Below are 18627 nucleotides of genomic sequence, written 5' to 3' on the forward strand. Positions count from 1 at the left end.
TTTGCCGATAAATGATAAATATAGCATAATTAGAGGTGAATTGAGTGTTTAAAGGTTTTTATACAGTAGCTACAGGAATGGTTGCACAACAACGTAAAACTGAAATTTTAACGAATAATATGGCCAATGCCAATACACCTGGTTTTAAATCAGATCAAACGACAATTCGTTCTTTTCCGGATATGTTGATGTCCGCAGTGAACTCGACATCTGAAAACGGATTTAAAGTAAATAATCAAAATCAGGTTGGTGCGGTAAATGCGGGTGTTTATTTACAGGAAACTATTCCAAACCAAGCACAGGGTCAGATTTACTCAACCGGTTTAAATACTGATATCGCACTGATCAATAGTTCGATGCCTACTGACGAAACATCGGGAAATTCGGGACAAATTTTCTTCCGCTTAGAAAATGAAACCGGAACAGAAAGCTATACACGTAACGGGAATTTCACGCTGGACGGGCAGGGGAACTTAGTAAACCCTCAAGGACTATTCGTATTGGATATGAACGGGGAGCGGCTGCAGTTTGATAACGACAATATCCGCATCAGTTCGAACGGTTCGATTTTTGACGAAAATGATGTGCAGGTCGGAACACTGGGTGTCGCATTTTCCGAAAACCCGGATGTCTTAGTGAAGCTTGATAATGGATTATTTAATACAATGGATGGTGTCGATTTACCATCTGCCTATGGACAGGCAAACGTACAGTTTTCGATGCAGCAGCAATATTTAGAGGGTTCCAATGTCGACGCCTCTAAAGCAATGACAGATCTATTGACTGCATACCGCGCATTTGAAGCAAACCAAAAAGTGCTTCAGGCCTACGATAAGAGCATGGAAAAAGCAGTTAATGAAATTGGACGAGTTAATTAAACTATAAATTGAGTTGATAGGAATGAAGCAAAGGCGCCTCCACCGGGATCAGCCCGGGGAAAGCGTCCGAATCAGAATGGAAATCAACTCATTCCTATAGCGATTATTTTCATTAGCTGTCGAATTTTCGTATAATTAAGGAGGTGCGGGAAATGTTACGTACAATGGTAAGTGCAACAAATACATTATCTCAAATACAGCATCAGTTGGACACAATCAGCACAAATATCGCGAACAGTAATACAACAGGCTATAAAGCACAGCAGGCAAATTTCACGGAAATGCTGTATCAGCAATTTAATAATGATGAATTAGACCCTACTGTCCGGAATACACCTGTAGGCATTCGCTATGGTGCCGGTGCACAGATCGGTTTAATACAATCCAATCAGACGCAAGGCTCACTGCAGGAAACAAAACGCGATTTAGACTTTGCCTTAACAACTAAGAATCAATATTTTAACGTATTAATGCAAAATGAAGAAGGCGACGTGCGAACTGCATACACACGTAACGGTAGTTTTTATGTAACAGAGTCTGAACCGGGCATTCTTTCGCTTGTAAATAGTGATGGATACCAAGTAGCGGATGCAAATGGACAGCCAATTACATTCCCGAATAATGTGACAGGCTTCACGATGGATTCAGACGGATCACTAGTGGCAAGCTATGAAAATGGCACATCGCTAAAGTTCCAGCTTGGGATTTCTGAACTGCAAAAACCAAACGTAATGGAAAAACTGCAAGGCGGGACATATATTGGCTTACCGGAAAATCTGGATGCACTTGGCTTCACACAAGCTCAAGTACTGACAGATCTGCAAGGGGTAAATCGCCAAGTGGGCATTCAAAAAGGTGCACTTGAAATGTCGAATGTAGACGTATCAAAAGAGATGACAAATTTAATTCAAGCACAGCGTTCATATCAATTTAATACACGTGCGATTACAATTGCAGACCAAATGCTTGGGTTAATTAACGGTATTCGCTAAACGTGCGACATTGTTAAGGGAGAAGTTTTATGACGAATGAGTTAGAGACACAGATGGAGCAAAAAGAGCCTGCAGCCAAAAAGACGAGACGTCGGGTAAAGAACGTTTCGGAGCCGTCGACGGACCAGCCTGTCGGTAAGGTTCGGCTTCGACTGATTCCTATCTGGTTACGGGTAATAATCGTAATTCTATTATTTTTAGTAGCAGTAATTGTAGGACTGGTTGTTGGCTACAGTGTTTTAGGGGACGGCGCAGCATCGGATGTTCTAAAGTGGGAAACATGGCAGCATCTTCTCGATATTATAAATGGTAAAGAGTAGAGGGATTGTCGGGAAAGCCATTTCCGAACAATCCCTTTACAGCGAAGAAGCAAAAATTTAGTTAACTAAATTGAATTGGAGCAAAAAGCCCTCTGAAATTTCAGGTTCTTTCTCCAATTTTTGCGCCGCTTTTCCAGAACATACATAAAAACAAACAATTATCTACATAATATTATAGAGGAAACAAGGGGGATTTTTTTATGTTAAACGCAGAGCAAATTCAAAATATATTACCACATCGCTATCCATTTCTATTAGTTGATCGCATTCTTGAAATCGAAGAAGGAAAGCGCGCACTTGGATTGAAAAATGTTTCGATCAACGAAGAATTTTTTAATGGACATTTCCCTGGCTACCCAGTAATGCCGGGTGTCCTCATTGTCGAGGCACTTGCGCAAGTAGGCGGTGTTGCATTACTAAACGCACCGGAATATAAAGGGCGTCTCGTATTTTTGACAGGAATTGATAGTTGCCGTTTCAAGCGTCAAGTCGTTCCGGGCGATCAGTTGAAGCTTGAAGTGGAGTTTTTGAAATTGCGCGGACAAATGGGGAAAGGCCGCGGTACTGCAACAGTAGATGGCGAGCTTGTTTGTGAGTGTGAGATTTTATTTGCAATTGGGCCTGAACAGCCAAAATAAGGCGATTTGCAATTGGAACTCAAAGATTATAAAATATAAAGGTTGAAGAAAATCTTTAACTTCTTTAAGCAGAAGTCTCCCAATGAGATAAAATAGATGCGGGGAGAATGCTAGTATTTACCTTTTATAGGTTTTAATTCGCCTGTAAACAATGGAAGTTTGGCTTTAAATGTAGGAGGTTTTAAAATAGATGTATAAACAACTGTCTTCAGGCGTAAAAATTAGTATTACACGATCAATATCGACGTCGTTTGAAGCTTATTTAGCAAGCATTGACTGGGATGAAGAAAAATTTTCGATGGAAGACTATATGGTAAGCTGGCAAAAGTATTTTAAAGAAAATGCCGCTTGGATCGATAAAATACCTGCAGACATTTTACTCAGCCCTGAATTTCATGAAGAAATTGCTAAGAAAATGGATGAAGTCATTGCCAAAATTTTAAGTGAAGAGCCAACAGAAAAGCAAAATAAGGAAATTGCTGACTTACAGAAACAATTAGGTACAAATTACAAATTCGACTGTAAAGCAGAAGCCGCTTATGTTGAACAGCTTTTGAAAAATAAATTGAAATAACCGCACTTTTTTTGTAGGATAGATCCTTCTTTTCCCGGGCACTATATGTACGATCACTCGAAGTGATTGACTCATGATTGCATATGGGAAAGGAGGGAATTTTTTATGCGAAAATCAGCACTACTTGTCGCACTTTCGCTTGGTTCACTGTTATTTCTCTCAGCGTGTAATACAAATGACAACGCTGGAGAGGACAATCTAGGAAACGATGTCGAAAAGGGTGTTAACGATGTAATGGATGACACTCGTGACGTTATTGACGACACGGTAGATACAGTCGATCCAGACGGCTTAAGTGGTCAAAACGGCAACAACGGACAAACAAATGAGAGCACGATTGACAACTCAAATGTGCCGGATGGTTCAAGCGGTCCGAATGGTGAAAATGGCGCAACTGCCCCAGGAGCTCCATCGGTAAACCAAGAAGATATCATCGAAGACCGTGCAGACCGAAAAGATAAAGACAAAGTGGATAATCACTAGTCGAAAAAAAGAAGCAGTGTTCACTTAATTGTGGGCACTGTTTTTTTGTTTTAGTATGCGGGCGGGGGCGGGGACGAGGGATATTCGCCAGTTTGTAACGATTAATCGCCAATATTTAAATTTATTATCCAATTTAGTTAAAATGAACTGAGATTTTAGGGCTGGAAATTTTTATTCGCCAGTATTATGATGGTATTCGTCAATTTATGCTTGGTATTCGCCAATTCTGATATGATAATCGTCAATATAAAATTTTTATATCCAATTTGATCTCGATAATCGCCAATTAGAAATATAATCGTCAATTTATTTTTTTAATCGCCATTTCAGGCCAGATAATATCCAGCTTGTATTTATAATTTAAAGCTATAAACTTTTTCGTTCACGTTTTCTTTTCCACTCTGAAATTTTTTCAGGAATTATATAATACGTTCCCTTTTTCGTACCGTGACGCTCTAAACCAAGTCGCACTAAAAGTTTAGAAGCAGCCTGCAAACTGTGGATTCCGCAAAACTCACGAAATTGTTTATTAGTAATTTTCTCGCTAATTAAAATCCGATAATGGTAAAGCGTTTCAAATAGAACATCGCGACTTTTAGCCCGACAAGCACCGCATGTAAATGTTCCGTAATGATAAACCATAACATTTTCATAATCACACTCCTTACAAAGAACGCCTTTTTTTAATCTATTCAGGCTAATGGAGCGGCGAGGAGGGAGGGACTGATAAAGCTTCTTCAGCTTAGCAACAATCAAATTCATATTTGCATGGGATTTTGTAGTATTTCGATATAGGTTTTCAATAAAATTCGGAACGCCGCTAATATGAAAAATCGGGAAATTCTCCAATGATTCATCTAAAACAGCTTGCTGGTTTGCGATGACGACAGCAAAATACACTGGAATAGTGATCTGCCATTTTCGCAAACATTGCTCCAAAAATAGCTGATGCCGGTAAACTTGATCAAGGGGGTTACGGAAGTTTTCACGTTTTTCGTTGTGGATGCGGTAAAATTCATGCTGCGCGGGTTTATAAAATAAAACACCGGACAGCAGTTTCACTTCAAAAATTACTATAAAATATGGCGTCACTAAAATAGTGTCCATCTGATGGGAAAAGCCATTATCATTCATGCATTCAAAATTGTAGAAGATATGATGGTCTGTTTTGAAGTAATGATCGGATAGAGTCTGCTTCAACTTCATTTCTCCGGCAAATCCAGCCTCCAAGCGATGCAACTGTTGCTGGATCGCACTTGCTTCCATATCACCGGGCAAAATCCTCTTAGCTAAAACTTCTGTATAAAGATAATGCTTCGATTTCTGCATAAGCTTCACCTCCACCTTGAATATACGATGCGCGGAGAGGCTTGACAACTGTTCCGAAAACGTTGATTTTACAAACTAAAATGAAGAAAATGACTCTTTTTAAACTAATTCACAAACCAAAAAACTACTTTCCGCTCTCTTCATTATTTTTCTGTAATGAAGGACGGTTGCGCATCCCTTGATCAAATGCCTCGAGCAGCTCATCATTTCTCAATCCATCTTCAAGCAGCTGTGCCAATAACAGCTCGGCATACTTTTTGCGCTGTGCTTTTAACCGGCCTTTTATAAGTACCGAAATTTTATCTCCTACTTTTGTGATCGAATGTACGACAACGGCAAACGGAGCAGGCTCATTGTCCGGTAGCGAAATGATAGCGCGCACATCCAGCACTTCACCGGATGTAACAAAGTTCTGAAAAAAATCGTAATACGTATCTGCTGTAAACAATTCTAAAATCCACATTTTATGGCTGTTTTCCTGATTAATAATAATACCGTCTATTAAAGGAATTTCTTTTATTTCACCGTTTAATAATAAGTCAAAAGCAAGCATTTTAAAGGTTTTCACTTCTAAATCCCTCCATATTTTTCTTATGTAAAAGTATAACATACAAAAAAATGTGAAACTGCCAATTTCAGCAAATTGTAATATTAACTCCAAGTCCATTTACATCAGCATTCTCATTAAATTGAACGAAATACCATATAGGCGAAAAAGTATTTTTGAATCGATATTTTGGCCGGAAAATTCAAATTCACGTTTTGCCAATAAAGAGAGGATTCGCTATGCTTTAGCTAATTTCCCAAAGAAAGGAGGTCAACGGATGAATCATGTTGGGCTTGTAGGGCGAACGACAAAAGATTTGGAGCTCAGGCACTTATCTGAAGGAAGAGTACGGGCATATTTTATCATTGCCACTAACCGTCCTTTCAAAAATAGTGAAGGAAAGGTTGATGCAGACTTTGTGCAATGTGTCGCATGGGGCAGGACCGCTGAATTGATGGCAAAATATTGCGGGAAGGGCTCACTCGTCGGTATTAAAGGGCGGTTGCAGTCGAGGACATATGTAAATCGTGAAAACCAGAAAGTATACACGATGGAAGTCCAAACGGAGGAAGTACAGTTTTATGCATTAAAAGCCCCTGGTGAAGCTGAAAAACTCCAGACACCGCCCCCGATTACCGAAGATTTCGTGCTTCCAGAACAAGAAGTCAAGTTAGTCCACCAGCCGTAAACTTTTCCCTCTCCGATAAAAATAAGATTCCTTAGGAGGTGAATGTCCAAATCTGCTGTCTGACCGCACAGTAGTAAACATTCTTTCCCACAATCCTATAAAAACTGAATAAAGTAGTGAAGTAAGCATAAAAAAGAGTCTACTTCATGGCGTAAAAGTAGACTCTTTTCAAATTTATTTTATATTGGCCGTATCAAGAACGAGTAGATCCATCAGTTCCGTATCATCAAGTTCAGTCAGCCATTTGCTTGATTGAATCAATTCTTCGGATAGCGCGGATTTCATTGCGATCATTTTATCGATTTTTTCTTCAATCGTTCCAATTGTCACAAACTTATGCACCTGCACAAATTGAGTTTGTCCGATGCGGTACGCCCGGTCTGTCGCCTGATTTTCGACTGCCGGATTCCACCAGCGATCGGCATGGAGCACATGTGTAGCTGCTGTTAAGTTAAGACCTGTTCCGCCAGCTTTAAGCGACAGTAGAAATACAGGGAACTCGCCTGCCTGAAATTGATCGACCAGATTGTCACGCTGATTTTTCGGCATACTGCCAGTTAAAAATGGAACCTCAACATTATAAAGCTCTGTCAGACAGTGCTGAATTAAATTACCCATTCCGATATACTGTGTAAAAATTAAGCATTGCTCGCCGTTGTCGATAATTTCCTTCGTCATTTCAATAATGCGCTTTAGCTTTACAGAACGGGAAACCATCACATTGGCATCTTCAAAAGGTTCTTTTAAAAACAGGGCAGGGTGGTTGCACAGCTGTTTTAATTTGTTGAGCATTTTTAAAATACGACCCTTTTTCTCGAAGCCAGTGAGTTCTTCAAGTGTAGCTAAAGTATCCTGAATATAGCCTTCATAATGTGCCGCCTGCTCAGATGTAAGGGCACAAAATTCAAGGGATTCCTGTTTGTCAGGCAAATTCAGCTGAAGCTCGGGATCGCGTTTTGAACGGCGCAATAGGAATGGGCGGATTTTCATACGTAAAACACGTTTATGGGATTCCGACTCTTCGCGTTCGATTGGTGTAATAAAGTTTTCGTTAAATCTTGTGAAGCTACCTAAATAGCCTTTATGGATAAAATCAAAAATGGCCCACAGCTCAGAAAGACGATTTTCAACAGGAGTTCCTGTCAATGCAATATGATGCTCGCCTTTTAATTTCCGGATTGCCCGGGATTGCAATGTTTGCATATTTTTTATATTCTGAGCCTCATCCAAAGCGACCGTTGCCCAATCAATAAGCTGTAAATCATCTGCATCCTGAGTAACTGTACCGTATGTGGAAAGAATGACATTCGGACGCTGTGTTGCAATATAGCTCGTCAAGTCATCGCTTTTTAAGCGACGGGGCCCGTAATGTGTATAAACTTCCAAGTCGGGAGCAAAACGAGTAAGTTCCTTTTGCCAGTTGCCGACAACCGATGTCGGGCACACAATTAATGTCGGTTTATCGATCTGCAGAACGGAAACAGTATGGAGCATATACGTAATAAGCTGAACGGTTTTACCGAGTCCCATATCATCTGCCAGACAGGCACCAAATTTCTGATCACGCATAAAAACAAGCCATTCAAAGCCTTCCTGCTGGTATGGACGCAGCTCGGCATGAAGCTTGGCCGGTACCGCCACTTTCGGCAGACCTTTTTTATTTTGCAGCTGCTCAATATACGTTTCCAGGGACTGCTGCATCTCAAAAGCAAATAACGGATCATCGCGTTCGGCATCATCTTCCATATCATCTTCGATGGGAGCTGTTAAAGTCTCAGGCAGTTCACGGAAGAGCAAATCACGTACTGTCCAATTTTCTTCTTTTGCCTGATCCATCAATTCGCGCATTTCATTGAGCCATTCTGCATCAATACGGAACCATTCCGTGCCGATACGGACAAATTCACGTTTTTCATCAACGAGTTTCTGGAAGGCTTCAGCGGAAATTTCCTCGCCATTCATCGAGAATTGCCATTTGAATGTTAAAATATCGTCCAGTCCTGCAACACTGCGGGCCGACTGGTTATTGGCACTGACACGTACACGCATTTTCGATTGGCGGAGTTCTTTAAGCCACGCCGGTAAAATTACATCAAAGCCTAAAGCCTGTAATTTAGTAAGTTCTAGGCGTAAAAATTCACGTACTTCCTGATCATTGAATTGTGTATGAATAAACTGCGCACTTTCAGCATTTAATTGAATTAAATCGACTATTTGTTTTTGCAGCTCTTCAATATCACTAGCAATCGCACTCCATTTCTTCGGCAGTGCATCCAATATAGGCATTTTTAGTTTTGATGAAGCAGGTGTCCAGTGTTTTGTGGCATTCGGACTAATCAGTACCGTTTCCAACAGCCAGTTTTCCTCATTTTCTTCTGGTTCGCTTAAACGCAGTGCCACCTTTACACCGTCAAATACATGGGAAGTTTGCATCGGCCAGCCGCCATTTTGGAAAAACGGAATCAGTGCAAGGGTATCTTCTTTAGATAGCCCGGCATCCATCAATTTTTGTTCAACTGCAAATTGCAACAGGTCATTGGCAAATGAAAAGCCTTCTTCTGTTACAGTTGCCTGCTGCCAAAGCTTTGGGTCATTCCAAAGCGGCAAAGTCGTTTGGATTGTTTGAAAGTGGTTCACAGTTTCATCGTCATACGCAGCGAAATCCAAAAATGGATGACGATTTGCAGGTGACAGAACGTCCAGCAAATGAGAGGCCGATATGATTAAATCCCGCTCTTCCAGGGAACTGTGCAGCCCGTAAAAGCTTTGCTCAAATTTGAAAAAGAGAGAGGGAATCCAATTGGCTGTCGGTAAAATTAAATCATTTTTATTGTACGCAGTCGCACGGAAATAACCGGGACGCAGCTCTGTAAGCTTTATGCGAAAGACTTGTAGAAAGGGCAGTTTAGTATTAAATAAATATTGCATTGTATCGTTGCGCGGTAAACGCAATGTCACCTCCTATTAGCAAAATACATAATCTAGATGAGTAAATTGCTTTTATTTATCTCTTCTTGCAGTGCGCGCAAACGTTTGTACTGCTGCTGCACGGCTTCAATATATGCTGTAAAATAGTCGAGTTTTCCGGCTTTTTTGGAAGCCGATTTCATGGCACGCCAAATGCGGACTGCCTGCTTATAATTTTGCCGCGATTTCTGCTGAATTTCTTCCATCGCATAAAAATGATAAAGAGGAAGCGCAGTTCCAGGTGACTGTGCAACAACATCCTTTAAACCACATTGATCTAAGTAAGAAATCGATGAAGGATATAGCTGATGAAGTGCTACCCACTCGTCCAAACGATTGTGGCGCAGTAAATAATTTGAAAACGACTCAATACCGTAACGGCCAAAAGAAGAGTACAGGGCAAGCTCCTCATCATCGCTCAGCTGAACTTGACCGTATAGGTGATCGAGCTTACGCGTAAATTTCTGGCGACGTATCGGCAATAGGTTGTCCTGTACAAACGTCTGTAAAAAAGGAAGGGCCTTTTTTAAAATAACGGTCGCCTCATCAACAAATTCTTTCTGTAATGCATATTGAGCTATGTCGATAAACCCTTCCACATTATTTTCATTCATCGTTCCGACTGCTTGTTCCAGTTGTGACGGTGAACTTAATAAAATATAAAAAATGGATTTTACTACATTCAATTCGATATCTGTATTGCTATCATCACTTTGTTCCAAAAGAACCAGTTCATTTTTTAAACGTTTTTGTTCATTAAATAGCTTTGTCCAAAACTGCAAATACAATGACAGCCGGAATGCTGTTGCCCCTCTTTCGATAAAAAGAATTTCGTGGACATTCTTCTGTATCGCATCGAAAAATGGTTCGGTTGCAAACAGCCTAGTTGTTTTACTTAATGTATCGATCGATCGTTGAATACGGCTTAATGTATTTTCCAAAAAGAACTGAACATAATGATGACTCAAGTCTGCTTTCGTTTTAACTGCATGTAACAGAAAATGTTTCGAAACAGCGATATCCATAAACAAGTTAAACAGTTCCTGCCATTCCTGCTCATAAGGTCGATGACGCTGTAGTTTAGTACGAATATTTTCAATTAAACCGGATAATGTATACGGCTCCAAAGGCTTAGGACCTTTAATTGCGTAATTAAGTACTTCGTCAGCCATCATCTGCCAGTTTTCCGGACTGCGCTCTGATGCCAACGACTGGAGCGGAACGGATCTTTTGGAACGCCAAATAGAAAGCCATTGCTGCAGTGAAATAAAATACTGCGACAGCTTTAAAATAACCGCAAGCTGATGTCGGCACAGCTCCTTTTTAGGACAGCTGCAGCCAATCTGCTGTTCCGGAAAATTAATCGTCACTTCTGCTGTATTGACATCCTGGACTTGGCATACAAGAATTTGACTGAATCTTGAATAGTGCGGTGGCTTAATTGCCTGATTACGGACAGAGAACATGGCGCGTGTCACCAATTCTGCATCTTCAGTTGCTGAAGGGAGAAGCTGTTCTTCAAAGGATTGTAATGTATGTTGAATAAATTCTTTATGTGCATGGGCAATCTCGGAAAAAGATAAACTCAAAACGGGTTTCCCCTCCCTAATAGTTAGTTGCATTGGAAATTTTAACTCCGCTCAAGTTGAAGGGAGAAAAAAAGTCGTTCCTTCCATTATAATACGAATCCGGACAAATCGGTAATGTGAAGGGACATTGAATAAATTTTTTAAGCGAATAGCACTTTTTAGAAGGTTTGAAATGTTGAAAGTATGGGGAAACTATAAGCAACAGAGAAATTGATTTAATATTCAAGAACACCTGAATGATTGCACCCATATGATAATGAAATTAGGTCTTATGACTCGGATAAATGCCAACAAAATTAAGTGAAGGAGGAATTCCCATGATTCAAGTACAATTTATGAAGCCTTTTTATACAAAAATGACGGGCACGAAATTACGCTTAGTCTTTGCTTATCAATACTTTTCCATTACAAAAGATGAGGAAGTTTTTCATTTCATCCCGATTGAAGGAAAAGAAATGATCATTGACTTGAACTCACTGCAAGTCGAAAATTTATCGGAAGTTTTTGTATTCCAGCGCGGCAATCGTTTTGTACGTCTCCCGCTGTATCAGCTTTTACTCGTATCAAATGTCCATGAGTACTTAATGCCGATTATTGAAAATGTATCAAGTAACGTACCACCATTAAAAAATGAAACAACACCGGAATTCGATGAAGAAGTGGAAGGGATTGTACGGGCACTTGAAGAAAACAACTTATCCCGTCTAATCGATGAAGCGCTCGAATCACGTGATGAAGCATTATTCCACAATTTAATTGCGGAAAAGGAACGATTAACTGGAGGCTATGCATCGTGATTGCCCATTCAAAGTAAACCCTGTTAGCTGATTTTAGCTAATGGGGTTTTTGTTTATTACCGATCATTTCTCACTAATCAGAATAACAATTCCTTTCAAAGGCATAATTAATAGGAAAGCTTTCCTAAACTGCTTGAAAAAGAAAAACTATTTCACACAGCGGGCAGAAAGTTGTATACTGTAATGCAGGACTAATTTTCAGGCATTTACAGGCAACCATTTGAACAACGATTCCGTCCTATAAAGGAACGGAATTTTGAAACTGTATTAAATGAAGTTAATCATTTTATTGATAACGAATGCAGGCAAAATGCGTGAAACAAATTATACAATAATCAAACAATGAGATATAGCTTTTGAAAGTGAAGGAGAAAAGATCATGACAAAATCAATCTGTGTCGTTGGATTAGGATACATCGGTTTACCAACGGCGGTAATGTTCGCAAATCACGGCGTAAAGGTACACGGTGTTGATGTGAATCCGGCAGCTGTGAAAAGTATTCAGGATAAACAATTACATATTGAGGAGAACGGCTTACAGGAGCGCTTGAACAAAGCGGTCGATGAAGGCTTTTTAACGGCATCAACAACACCTGTCACTTCGGATGTGTATATTGTCGCGGTACCGTCACCGATCAATCCGGACAATACAGCGAATTTAGAATATGTTCGTCAAGCAACAGCTTCAATCGTACCTTTCGTGAAAAAGGGCGATTTAGTTATTCTGGAATCAACAGTACCACCAAAAACAGTGGAAAATGTAATGCTGCCTGAATTAGTGAAGTCTGGTTTAGAAATCGGGACAGAACTATTTGTAGCCCATTCTCCAGAACGTGTCATTCCGGGACGTATTTTTGAGGAGCTTGTAAACAATGACCGTATTGTCGGCGGGATTTCTCAAAAATCAGCAGAGCTTACGAAAGAACTGTACGAAACATTTGTTAAAGGGACGATCCATTTAACAGATGCGACAACAGCTGAATTAGTAAAAGTAATGGAAAACACGTACCGTGACGTGAACATCGCATTTGCGAACGAATTAGCTAAAATGGCTGAGAAGTTAGATGTAAACATTTGGGAAGCGATTAAATTTGCAAACTACCACCCTCGCGTAAACGTCCATTTCCCGGGACCTGGTGTAGGCGGTCACTGTATTGCAGTCGATCCATGGTTCTTAGTTGAGCTAGGCGGGGAACAAGCCCAAATCATTCATTTATCACGTAACACGAACGATTCAATGCCAGGTTTCACAGCACAAAAAACACAGGCGATTTTAAACAAAAACGGTATTGCAGGCGCAACAGTTGCTGCATTAGGTTTAGCGTTCAAAGGAAATGTGGATGATATGCGTGAAAGCCCATCGACTATCGTCATTGATGAGCTGGAGAAACTAGGCTTAACTGTCGTTTCACATGACCCGCACATTAAGCAAAACAAACATAAAACACAAACACAAATCATGCAGGAAGCGTTGGAGCAAGCGGACATCCTATTGTTCCTGACAGATCACAAAGAATTCAAAGAGCTGGATCCGTCAACATTGAACGCAAAAAGCAAAATCGTATTTGATACGAAAAACTGCCTAAACCGCGAAGCATGGGAAAAAGCAGGTTTCCAATTCCACTTACTTGGAGATGCGAAGAACTAATATTGTAAATTCGGCAGTGCGTCTAAACGTACTGCCTACTGTTTTTTATAGATGGAATGAATATAAAGAAGGGAAGATAATATATGAAAGAAACCGTACTCGGCATTCAAGTGAATACCGAAAGCTATGATGAATTACTTCCAAAAGTATTTGAGCAAATCGAGAAGCAGCAAAAGTCGTTAATCGTAGCCATAAATCCGGAAAAGATAATTAAAGCAAAGGAAGACCCGGCGTTAAAGATTCTCCTTAATAACGCGGAGTTTCAAATTCCGGATGGTATCGGCGTTATTTTAGCGTCAAAAATCCAAAAAGGGCAAATCACGTCACGTGTAACAGGTGTCGATATGATGCTGCGCCTATGTGAAGGAGCAGCTAAGCGCAAAAAGCCTATTTTTCTTTATGGAGGGAAGCCGGGAATTGCAGATCAGGCTGCCAAGAAATTACAGGAACTTTATCCTTCTATTCAGATTGCCGGCACTCAGGATGGCTATGAAAAGGATAATCAAAAGGTCGTAGATAAAATTAACGAGGCAAAGCCGGATCTGCTATTTGTAGCAATGGGATCACCAAAACAGGAAAACTGGATTAATGCGAATCGTGATCAGCTTCATCCTACAATTTATCAGGGTGTAGGTGGTTCATTTGATGTATTGGCTGGTAATGTCAAAAGAGCACCTGAAGCTTTCCAGAAAGTGGGGATGGAGTGGTTTTACCGTTTAATGAAGGAACCACACCGGATAAAACGCCAAATTGCCTTGCCTTTATTTTTATTGGAGGTAGCACGTAGTAACAAAAATAAATAATTAAAATAACAATGTAATTTTTGTAATATTACATTGTTTATTTGGATTAATGATGCTAAAATGGAAAAAGTAATATAATTTCCTATCTTTAATAAAATTTAGACACTTTTCTCTGCAAAGAAAAGAATAGGTTGGTAGCCCGAAAAAACGCTCACACTTTGTGTGAGCGTTTTTTTATTTGGTATATAATATTCAAAATACTTTATTACGTGCACTTTACAAAAAGATTACAAATAATATAAATTAATTATTATTTTGTGTAGAATAATAAAAAAGGATTGTAATTATGGCAGTTTACATATAGAATTTATATTAATTGTTAAAATTTATTAGCAATTGTTATATACATACATCTAAAAGAAATAAATAGTGATGAGAAAAAACGAAATTATTTGTTTTTTTTGTATTTTATATGTGAATATCCTGTTTTTTTTATATTGACAAAAAAATTCCATACTAATATACTTTTAGGTGTTATCGTTTAAATAGAACGATACTGTATGTAAAATTTAATTGACACTTAGGAGGAAATTGTATTATGGCTAACCAACCAAAGAAATATACAAAATTCGTAGCAACTGCTGCGACAGCTACATTAGTGGCTTCTGCAATCGTTCCTGTAGCTTCTGCTGCACAAACATTCCCAGATGTTGCTGACACAAACTCACACGCTGAAAGCATTAATGCTTTAGTTGAAGCGGGTATTATTAACGGATATCCGGATGGTACTTTCAAACCAAACTTAACATTAAAACGTGGTCAAGTTGTTAAAATGTTAGGTAAATGGGCAGAAGCTCAAGGATTTGCAGTTCCTGCGGATTACAATACAAAAGCTCGCTTTACAGACTTAGCTGCAGATGCTGCTGACCAAGAGTTAGTGAAATATGCTGCTGTAGTTAAAGACGCTGGCATCTTCCTTGGTGATAACGGTGCATTAAACACTGCTGGTAACATCACTCGTGAAAACATGGCTTTAGTTTTAGACCGTGCTTACAAAGCAGTAACAGGCAAATCTTTAGTTGAATTAGCTGAAGGTTCACAAAATGTTGTTGTTGGTGATTTAGCAGTTGCTAAAGCTGAAGCTCGTGAAGAAATTCAAGCGATCCGTAACTTAGGTATTTCAGTAGTAGATAACTTTAAGCCTAAAGATATCGTAACTCGTGCACAATTCGCTTCATTCTTAAACAAAACAATTCAAGCAGTAGCTCCAACTCCAGGTGAAGTTACTTTACAATCTGTTAAAGCTACAAACGCTAAAACAATCACAGTTGAATTCAACAAAGCAGTTGACACTTCTAAAGCTTCAATCGAAGTTTTACGTGGTGCATTCAAACAAACTGTAACAGTTAAATGGGCTGAAGATAACAAATCAGTTCAATTAATTTCTTCAAACAATTTCCAAACTGGTGACTATACAGTAAACGTTTCTGGTTTATCTGAAAAAGTATTAACTGGCACAGTTAAATTCGAAGCTCAAAAAGTAGCTTCAATCGAAATTTTATCTGATATCGCTGTAGTTAAAGAAAACCCAGCAACTGGTGTTCTTACTTCTGCTGATTCAGCTACTGTTGGTTATGTAGTTAAAGACCAATATGGTACAGATATTACAAGCACAACAGCTTTAACAACTAATGCTAATACAGTAGTAGCTGATAAAGGCACAATCACTGTTAAAGGTAATGCATTAACAGGTAAACGTTTAGGTGACTTAGTACCAGTAGTATTAATCCACCAAGCTTCAGGTGTTACAGCTACACAAACATTAAAACTTTCTGCTGCAGCTACAATTGCTAAGCTTGAAGGTACAGGTGTTGTTAATGCTAAAGGTGAAGCAGTTTCTTTAACTGATGCAACTAAAGCAAACTCAGTATTCTTAACATTAAAATTAACAGATCAATATGGTAACGTATTAAGTGCAGATAAGGTTGGAGTAAACGATCCATTATTAACTAGCATTTTAGTAGCAAACCAAAACCCATTAGTAGCTAAAACAGCGAACGAAATCTCAGTTCAAACTATTAATGGTAAAAACGAATTTGTAGTTAAATTCTCTAAAGTAGATGATAACATTGAATTCCGTGGTGGTACTGCTGACATTCTATTCATCGCTAAAGCTAACGGTGAAAAATTCTCTTACACTGTAACAGTTAACGAAACAGCAGCTTCTGATTCAATTTCAATTGGTCAACCTGAATATGCTGTAGCTAAAGAAGCAATCAAGTTCCCAATTACTGTTTCTGATAAAGCTGGTAACTTAATTACTGACGTTAAAGTGTTAACAGATTCTGTTAAAGGTATTAAAGTTGGTAATACAACAGTAACAGCTTCTAACCTTGAAGTTAAAGACGGTCAAGTTTACTTTATTCTTCCAGCAAGCGATGATACTGGTTACAAAACATTAATCTTAACATCTTCAACTTATAAAGTTGGTACATTAACATATGAAGTGCAAGCAGCAGCTAAACCAACTGCTATTAATGGCTTCAAGTCAACTGTTATTAAGAGTGACCTTGTTAAAGATTTAACATGGGCAGATTTAACTGTTGTAGATCAATATGGTCGTACAATGTCTAATACTGCATTAAATGCTAGCGGTTATGATTTCGAAGTAGTTGGTGTAACTGGTTCTACAATTGAAGCTGTTGAGGGTAACAAAAAGCAAATCAAGACTCTTGGTACTAACGGTACTTCAACAGTTCAATTAGCATTAACTAAAAATAATGTAGTAGTTGATAACACAACTGTGAATGCAAGTCTACGTGTTACAGATGGTAAAGAATATAATTCATATGAAATTTCATTAGCATCTGATAAAGTTCAAGCAATTTCTACATCTGAAGATGCAGCTACATTAACTGTAAACGGTATTTTAGATGGCGGTAAAGTTGCACTTGATTCATCAGAATATACAGCTACTGTTGTAGGTGTAGGTACTGTATCTAACGGTAAAATCGCTGTTGATAAAGATGAGTTAGAAGAAGATGGAAATTACCCAGATGCTGAATTCACTTTACGTGTTGTTATCGAAGCAACTGGTGAAGTATTAGAGCGTAAAATTACAGTTTCTGCTAAGGCACCTGCTGCACAAGAATTATTCTTCACAACTACAGCTGTAGGCGGCGAAGATAACTATGCAACTGCAAAAGCAATTACAGCTGCTGAATTAGTATCTGGTGGTACTGTAGCAACAGCATTAGAAGATTCTAAAGGCGCTAAAGTTAACTATGCAATTGTTGACCAATATGGTAACGAATCAGTTGTTGCTGGAACTGAATCTGGATCTAAAGTTACAACTGTAACAGTTGTACCAGAAAAAGCTTCTGATGTAACGATTACTGGTAACGGTACTGCAGGTGCTAAAGTAACTTTAGCTTCAGGCGTAGAGTCTGCTGTTGTAACTGTTAAAGTAACAATCGGTTCTGTAACTAAAGAATTAAAAGTTACTGTTAAATAATAATACTAATTATTATTAAGTAATAATAGATACTTTATTACATTAAGAAATTAATAGCTACACTCCGGAAAGTTGAATGTATATTTAACTGAAGGAGTGTAGTTTTTTATTTTTTATCAATTATAAGACTTTAAAATTTTATTTAATGATTTCAATAAGCGTAGTGCTTTCAAGATATCGATGATTGGATTAATCTAAATATGTAATGGTTCAAGAGAAATTGTTATCAAAATGTACATGGTATAACAAAATAGATGCCGAATTAAAAGATATTTAAATACACTTTTATAATCCGATTGAGAGCCATAGTAATCCTCTAAAGAAAAAGCAGTCGACATATTAGAGAAAATACAGTATCTGGGCATGATAATTTCGATCTATTAAATTCAACTGGGGTTTGCAGTAGAAAGATATTTTTCGTTATAAGATTTGGATTAGAAGTAATTTAGAAAGGACGCCTGTTTAATTTGTGACAATGAGGAAGCTGCTTCATTTGCTGAAAATAGAAAATTATACACATAAATTAAATTTGCTTATAAGAGCTCATAACGATGAATTAGACTGATGGGACACAAAGGACAAAGATGTTACAATGGTTGTTCTAGACTGTTACTGAATTAGAATGGGTGTAATACATACGGACATATGGATTGAGTTAGTGATTGCATGGGGAAATCGCCAGTAGCTATTTGAGGAGTAATGAAAAAGGCCCTTAGCGCTAAGTACAAAACTTCTTGAAGACAGCAATTAATTGTATTGGAATTTAAAAATAAAGTGAATCGTGTATTAAATATTTTCATTATTAAAGGAAGAATGAAAATGGTGGAAACTATGTAGTGCACAAAGAAATTATTATTATTCATATCTTTCATCTTATAGAAAAAATGATACCTTTAATTTTTAAATATGAAATTAACTGA

Annotated in this window: 15 protein-coding genes; 11 read left to right on the forward strand and 4 right to left on the reverse strand. The window is 38.5% G+C overall.

From position 1 onward, the window contains the following. Window positions 1-44: 44 nt before the first annotated feature. From MKX73_RS10075 to MKX73_RS10100, 6 genes are all read left to right on the forward strand, one after another. Window positions 45-878: a flagellar hook-basal body protein gene (locus tag MKX73_RS10075; protein ID WP_340717306.1), complete on the forward strand. Its 834-nt coding sequence runs from the start codon at window positions 45-47 to the stop codon at window positions 876-878. Between the two features lie 152 nt (window positions 879-1030). Beyond that, the gene (locus tag MKX73_RS10080) at window positions 1031-1870 is read left to right on the forward strand and encodes a flagellar hook-basal body protein (RefSeq protein ID WP_340717307.1); all 840 of its coding nucleotides are present in this window, start codon (window positions 1031-1033) and stop codon (window positions 1868-1870) included. A 29-nt stretch (window positions 1871-1899) separates the two neighbouring features. Continuing rightward, a complete protein-coding gene (locus MKX73_RS10085; protein WP_340717308.1) occupies window positions 1900-2190 on the forward strand; it encodes a DNA-directed RNA polymerase subunit beta in 291 nt (96 codons plus the stop codon). Window positions 2191-2390: 200 nt separating this feature from the next. Beyond that, complete coding sequence (gene fabZ, locus MKX73_RS10090) at window positions 2391-2828, forward strand: 3-hydroxyacyl-ACP dehydratase FabZ (protein WP_340717309.1); 438 nt, start codon at window positions 2391-2393, stop codon at window positions 2826-2828. A 190-nt stretch (window positions 2829-3018) separates the two neighbouring features. Beyond that, window positions 3019-3402, forward strand: coding sequence for a hypothetical protein (locus MKX73_RS10095; RefSeq protein ID WP_340717310.1), 384 nt, complete (start codon window positions 3019-3021; stop codon window positions 3400-3402). 105 nt (window positions 3403-3507) lie between these two features. Further along, on the forward strand, window positions 3508-3885 hold the full coding sequence (locus tag MKX73_RS10100; protein WP_340717311.1) for a hypothetical protein: 378 nt from the start codon (window positions 3508-3510) through the stop codon (window positions 3883-3885). Between the two features lie 366 nt (window positions 3886-4251). Here MKX73_RS10100 and MKX73_RS10105 read toward each other — a convergent pair whose 3' ends face one another. Further along, window positions 4252-5214 (reverse strand): nuclease-related domain-containing protein, encoded by a 963-nt coding sequence (locus tag MKX73_RS10105; RefSeq protein WP_340717312.1) that lies wholly within the window; start codon window positions 5212-5214, stop codon window positions 4252-4254. Between the two features lie 124 nt (window positions 5215-5338). Further along, window positions 5339-5782 carry a YwpF family protein gene (locus MKX73_RS10110; protein WP_340717313.1) on the reverse strand — a complete coding sequence of 148 codons (444 nt, stop codon included), beginning with the start codon at window positions 5780-5782 and terminating at the stop codon, window positions 5339-5341. Window positions 5783-6038: 256 nt separating this feature from the next. Here MKX73_RS10110 and MKX73_RS10115 point away from each other — a divergent pair, with 256 nt between their 5' ends. Beyond that, the gene (locus MKX73_RS10115; RefSeq protein WP_340717314.1) at window positions 6039-6449 is read left to right on the forward strand and encodes a single-stranded DNA-binding protein; all 411 of its coding nucleotides are present in this window, start codon (window positions 6039-6041) and stop codon (window positions 6447-6449) included. A gap of 174 nt (window positions 6450-6623) precedes the next feature. Here MKX73_RS10115 and MKX73_RS10120 read toward each other — a convergent pair whose 3' ends face one another. Together MKX73_RS10120 and MKX73_RS10125 are read right to left on the reverse strand one after the other, a co-directional pair. Then, on the reverse strand, window positions 6624-9401 hold the full coding sequence (locus tag MKX73_RS10120) for a DEAD/DEAH box helicase (RefSeq protein ID WP_340717315.1): 2778 nt from the start codon (window positions 9399-9401) through the stop codon (window positions 6624-6626). Window positions 9402-9430: 29 nt separating this feature from the next. Next, window positions 9431-11005 carry an SWIM zinc finger family protein gene (locus tag MKX73_RS10125; protein WP_340717316.1) on the reverse strand — a complete coding sequence of 525 codons (1575 nt, stop codon included), beginning with the start codon at window positions 11003-11005 and terminating at the stop codon, window positions 9431-9433. A gap of 317 nt (window positions 11006-11322) precedes the next feature. Between MKX73_RS10125 and MKX73_RS10130 the strand changes: the two genes are divergently transcribed. The 4 genes from MKX73_RS10130 to MKX73_RS10145 all read left to right on the forward strand — a co-directional run bounded on the left by MKX73_RS10130 (window position 11323) and on the right by MKX73_RS10145 (window position 17707). Then, window positions 11323-11802 carry an IDEAL domain-containing protein gene (locus MKX73_RS10130; RefSeq protein ID WP_340717317.1) on the forward strand — a complete coding sequence of 160 codons (480 nt, stop codon included), beginning with the start codon at window positions 11323-11325 and terminating at the stop codon, window positions 11800-11802. Window positions 11803-12181: 379 nt separating this feature from the next. Beyond that, window positions 12182-13450, forward strand: coding sequence for a nucleotide sugar dehydrogenase (locus MKX73_RS10135; RefSeq protein ID WP_340717318.1), 1269 nt, complete (start codon window positions 12182-12184; stop codon window positions 13448-13450). Window positions 13451-13533: 83 nt separating this feature from the next. Then, complete coding sequence (locus MKX73_RS10140; RefSeq protein ID WP_340717319.1) at window positions 13534-14253, forward strand: WecB/TagA/CpsF family glycosyltransferase; 720 nt, start codon at window positions 13534-13536, stop codon at window positions 14251-14253. 538 nt (window positions 14254-14791) lie between these two features. Beyond that, the gene (locus tag MKX73_RS10145; protein ID WP_340717320.1) at window positions 14792-17707 is read left to right on the forward strand and encodes an S-layer homology domain-containing protein; all 2916 of its coding nucleotides are present in this window, start codon (window positions 14792-14794) and stop codon (window positions 17705-17707) included. Window positions 17708-18627 lie beyond the last annotated feature (920 nt).

The sequence above is a fragment of the Solibacillus sp. FSL W7-1436 genome (genome assembly GCF_038007305.1).
Taxonomy (GTDB): Bacteria; Bacillota; Bacilli; order Bacillales_A; family Planococcaceae; genus Solibacillus.

What these genes read in the sequence shown, in the direction of transcription:
- MKX73_RS10080 (WP_340717307.1), top strand. Translation starts at nt 1,031, where the DNA reads ATGTTACGTACAATGGTAAGTGCAACAAATACATTATCTCAAATACAG.
- MKX73_RS10085 (WP_340717308.1), top strand. Translation starts at nt 1,900, where the DNA reads ATGACGAATGAGTTAGAGACACAGATGGAGCAAAAAGAGCCTGCAGCC.
- fabZ (WP_340717309.1), top strand. Translation starts at nt 2,391, where the DNA reads ATGTTAAACGCAGAGCAAATTCAAAATATATTACCACATCGCTATCCA.
- MKX73_RS10095 (WP_340717310.1), top strand. Translation starts at nt 3,019, where the DNA reads ATGTATAAACAACTGTCTTCAGGCGTAAAAATTAGTATTACACGATCA.
- MKX73_RS10100 (WP_340717311.1), top strand. Translation starts at nt 3,508, where the DNA reads ATGCGAAAATCAGCACTACTTGTCGCACTTTCGCTTGGTTCACTGTTA.
- MKX73_RS10105 (WP_340717312.1), bottom strand. Translation starts at nt 5,214, where the DNA reads ATGCAGAAATCGAAGCATTATCTTTATACAGAAGTTTTAGCTAAGAGG.
- MKX73_RS10115 (WP_340717314.1), top strand. Translation starts at nt 6,039, where the DNA reads ATGAATCATGTTGGGCTTGTAGGGCGAACGACAAAAGATTTGGAGCTC.
- MKX73_RS10130 (WP_340717317.1), top strand. Translation starts at nt 11,323, where the DNA reads ATGATTCAAGTACAATTTATGAAGCCTTTTTATACAAAAATGACGGGC.
- MKX73_RS10135 (WP_340717318.1), top strand. Translation starts at nt 12,182, where the DNA reads ATGACAAAATCAATCTGTGTCGTTGGATTAGGATACATCGGTTTACCA.
- MKX73_RS10140 (WP_340717319.1), top strand. Translation starts at nt 13,534, where the DNA reads ATGAAAGAAACCGTACTCGGCATTCAAGTGAATACCGAAAGCTATGAT.
- MKX73_RS10145 (WP_340717320.1), top strand. Translation starts at nt 14,792, where the DNA reads ATGGCTAACCAACCAAAGAAATATACAAAATTCGTAGCAACTGCTGCG.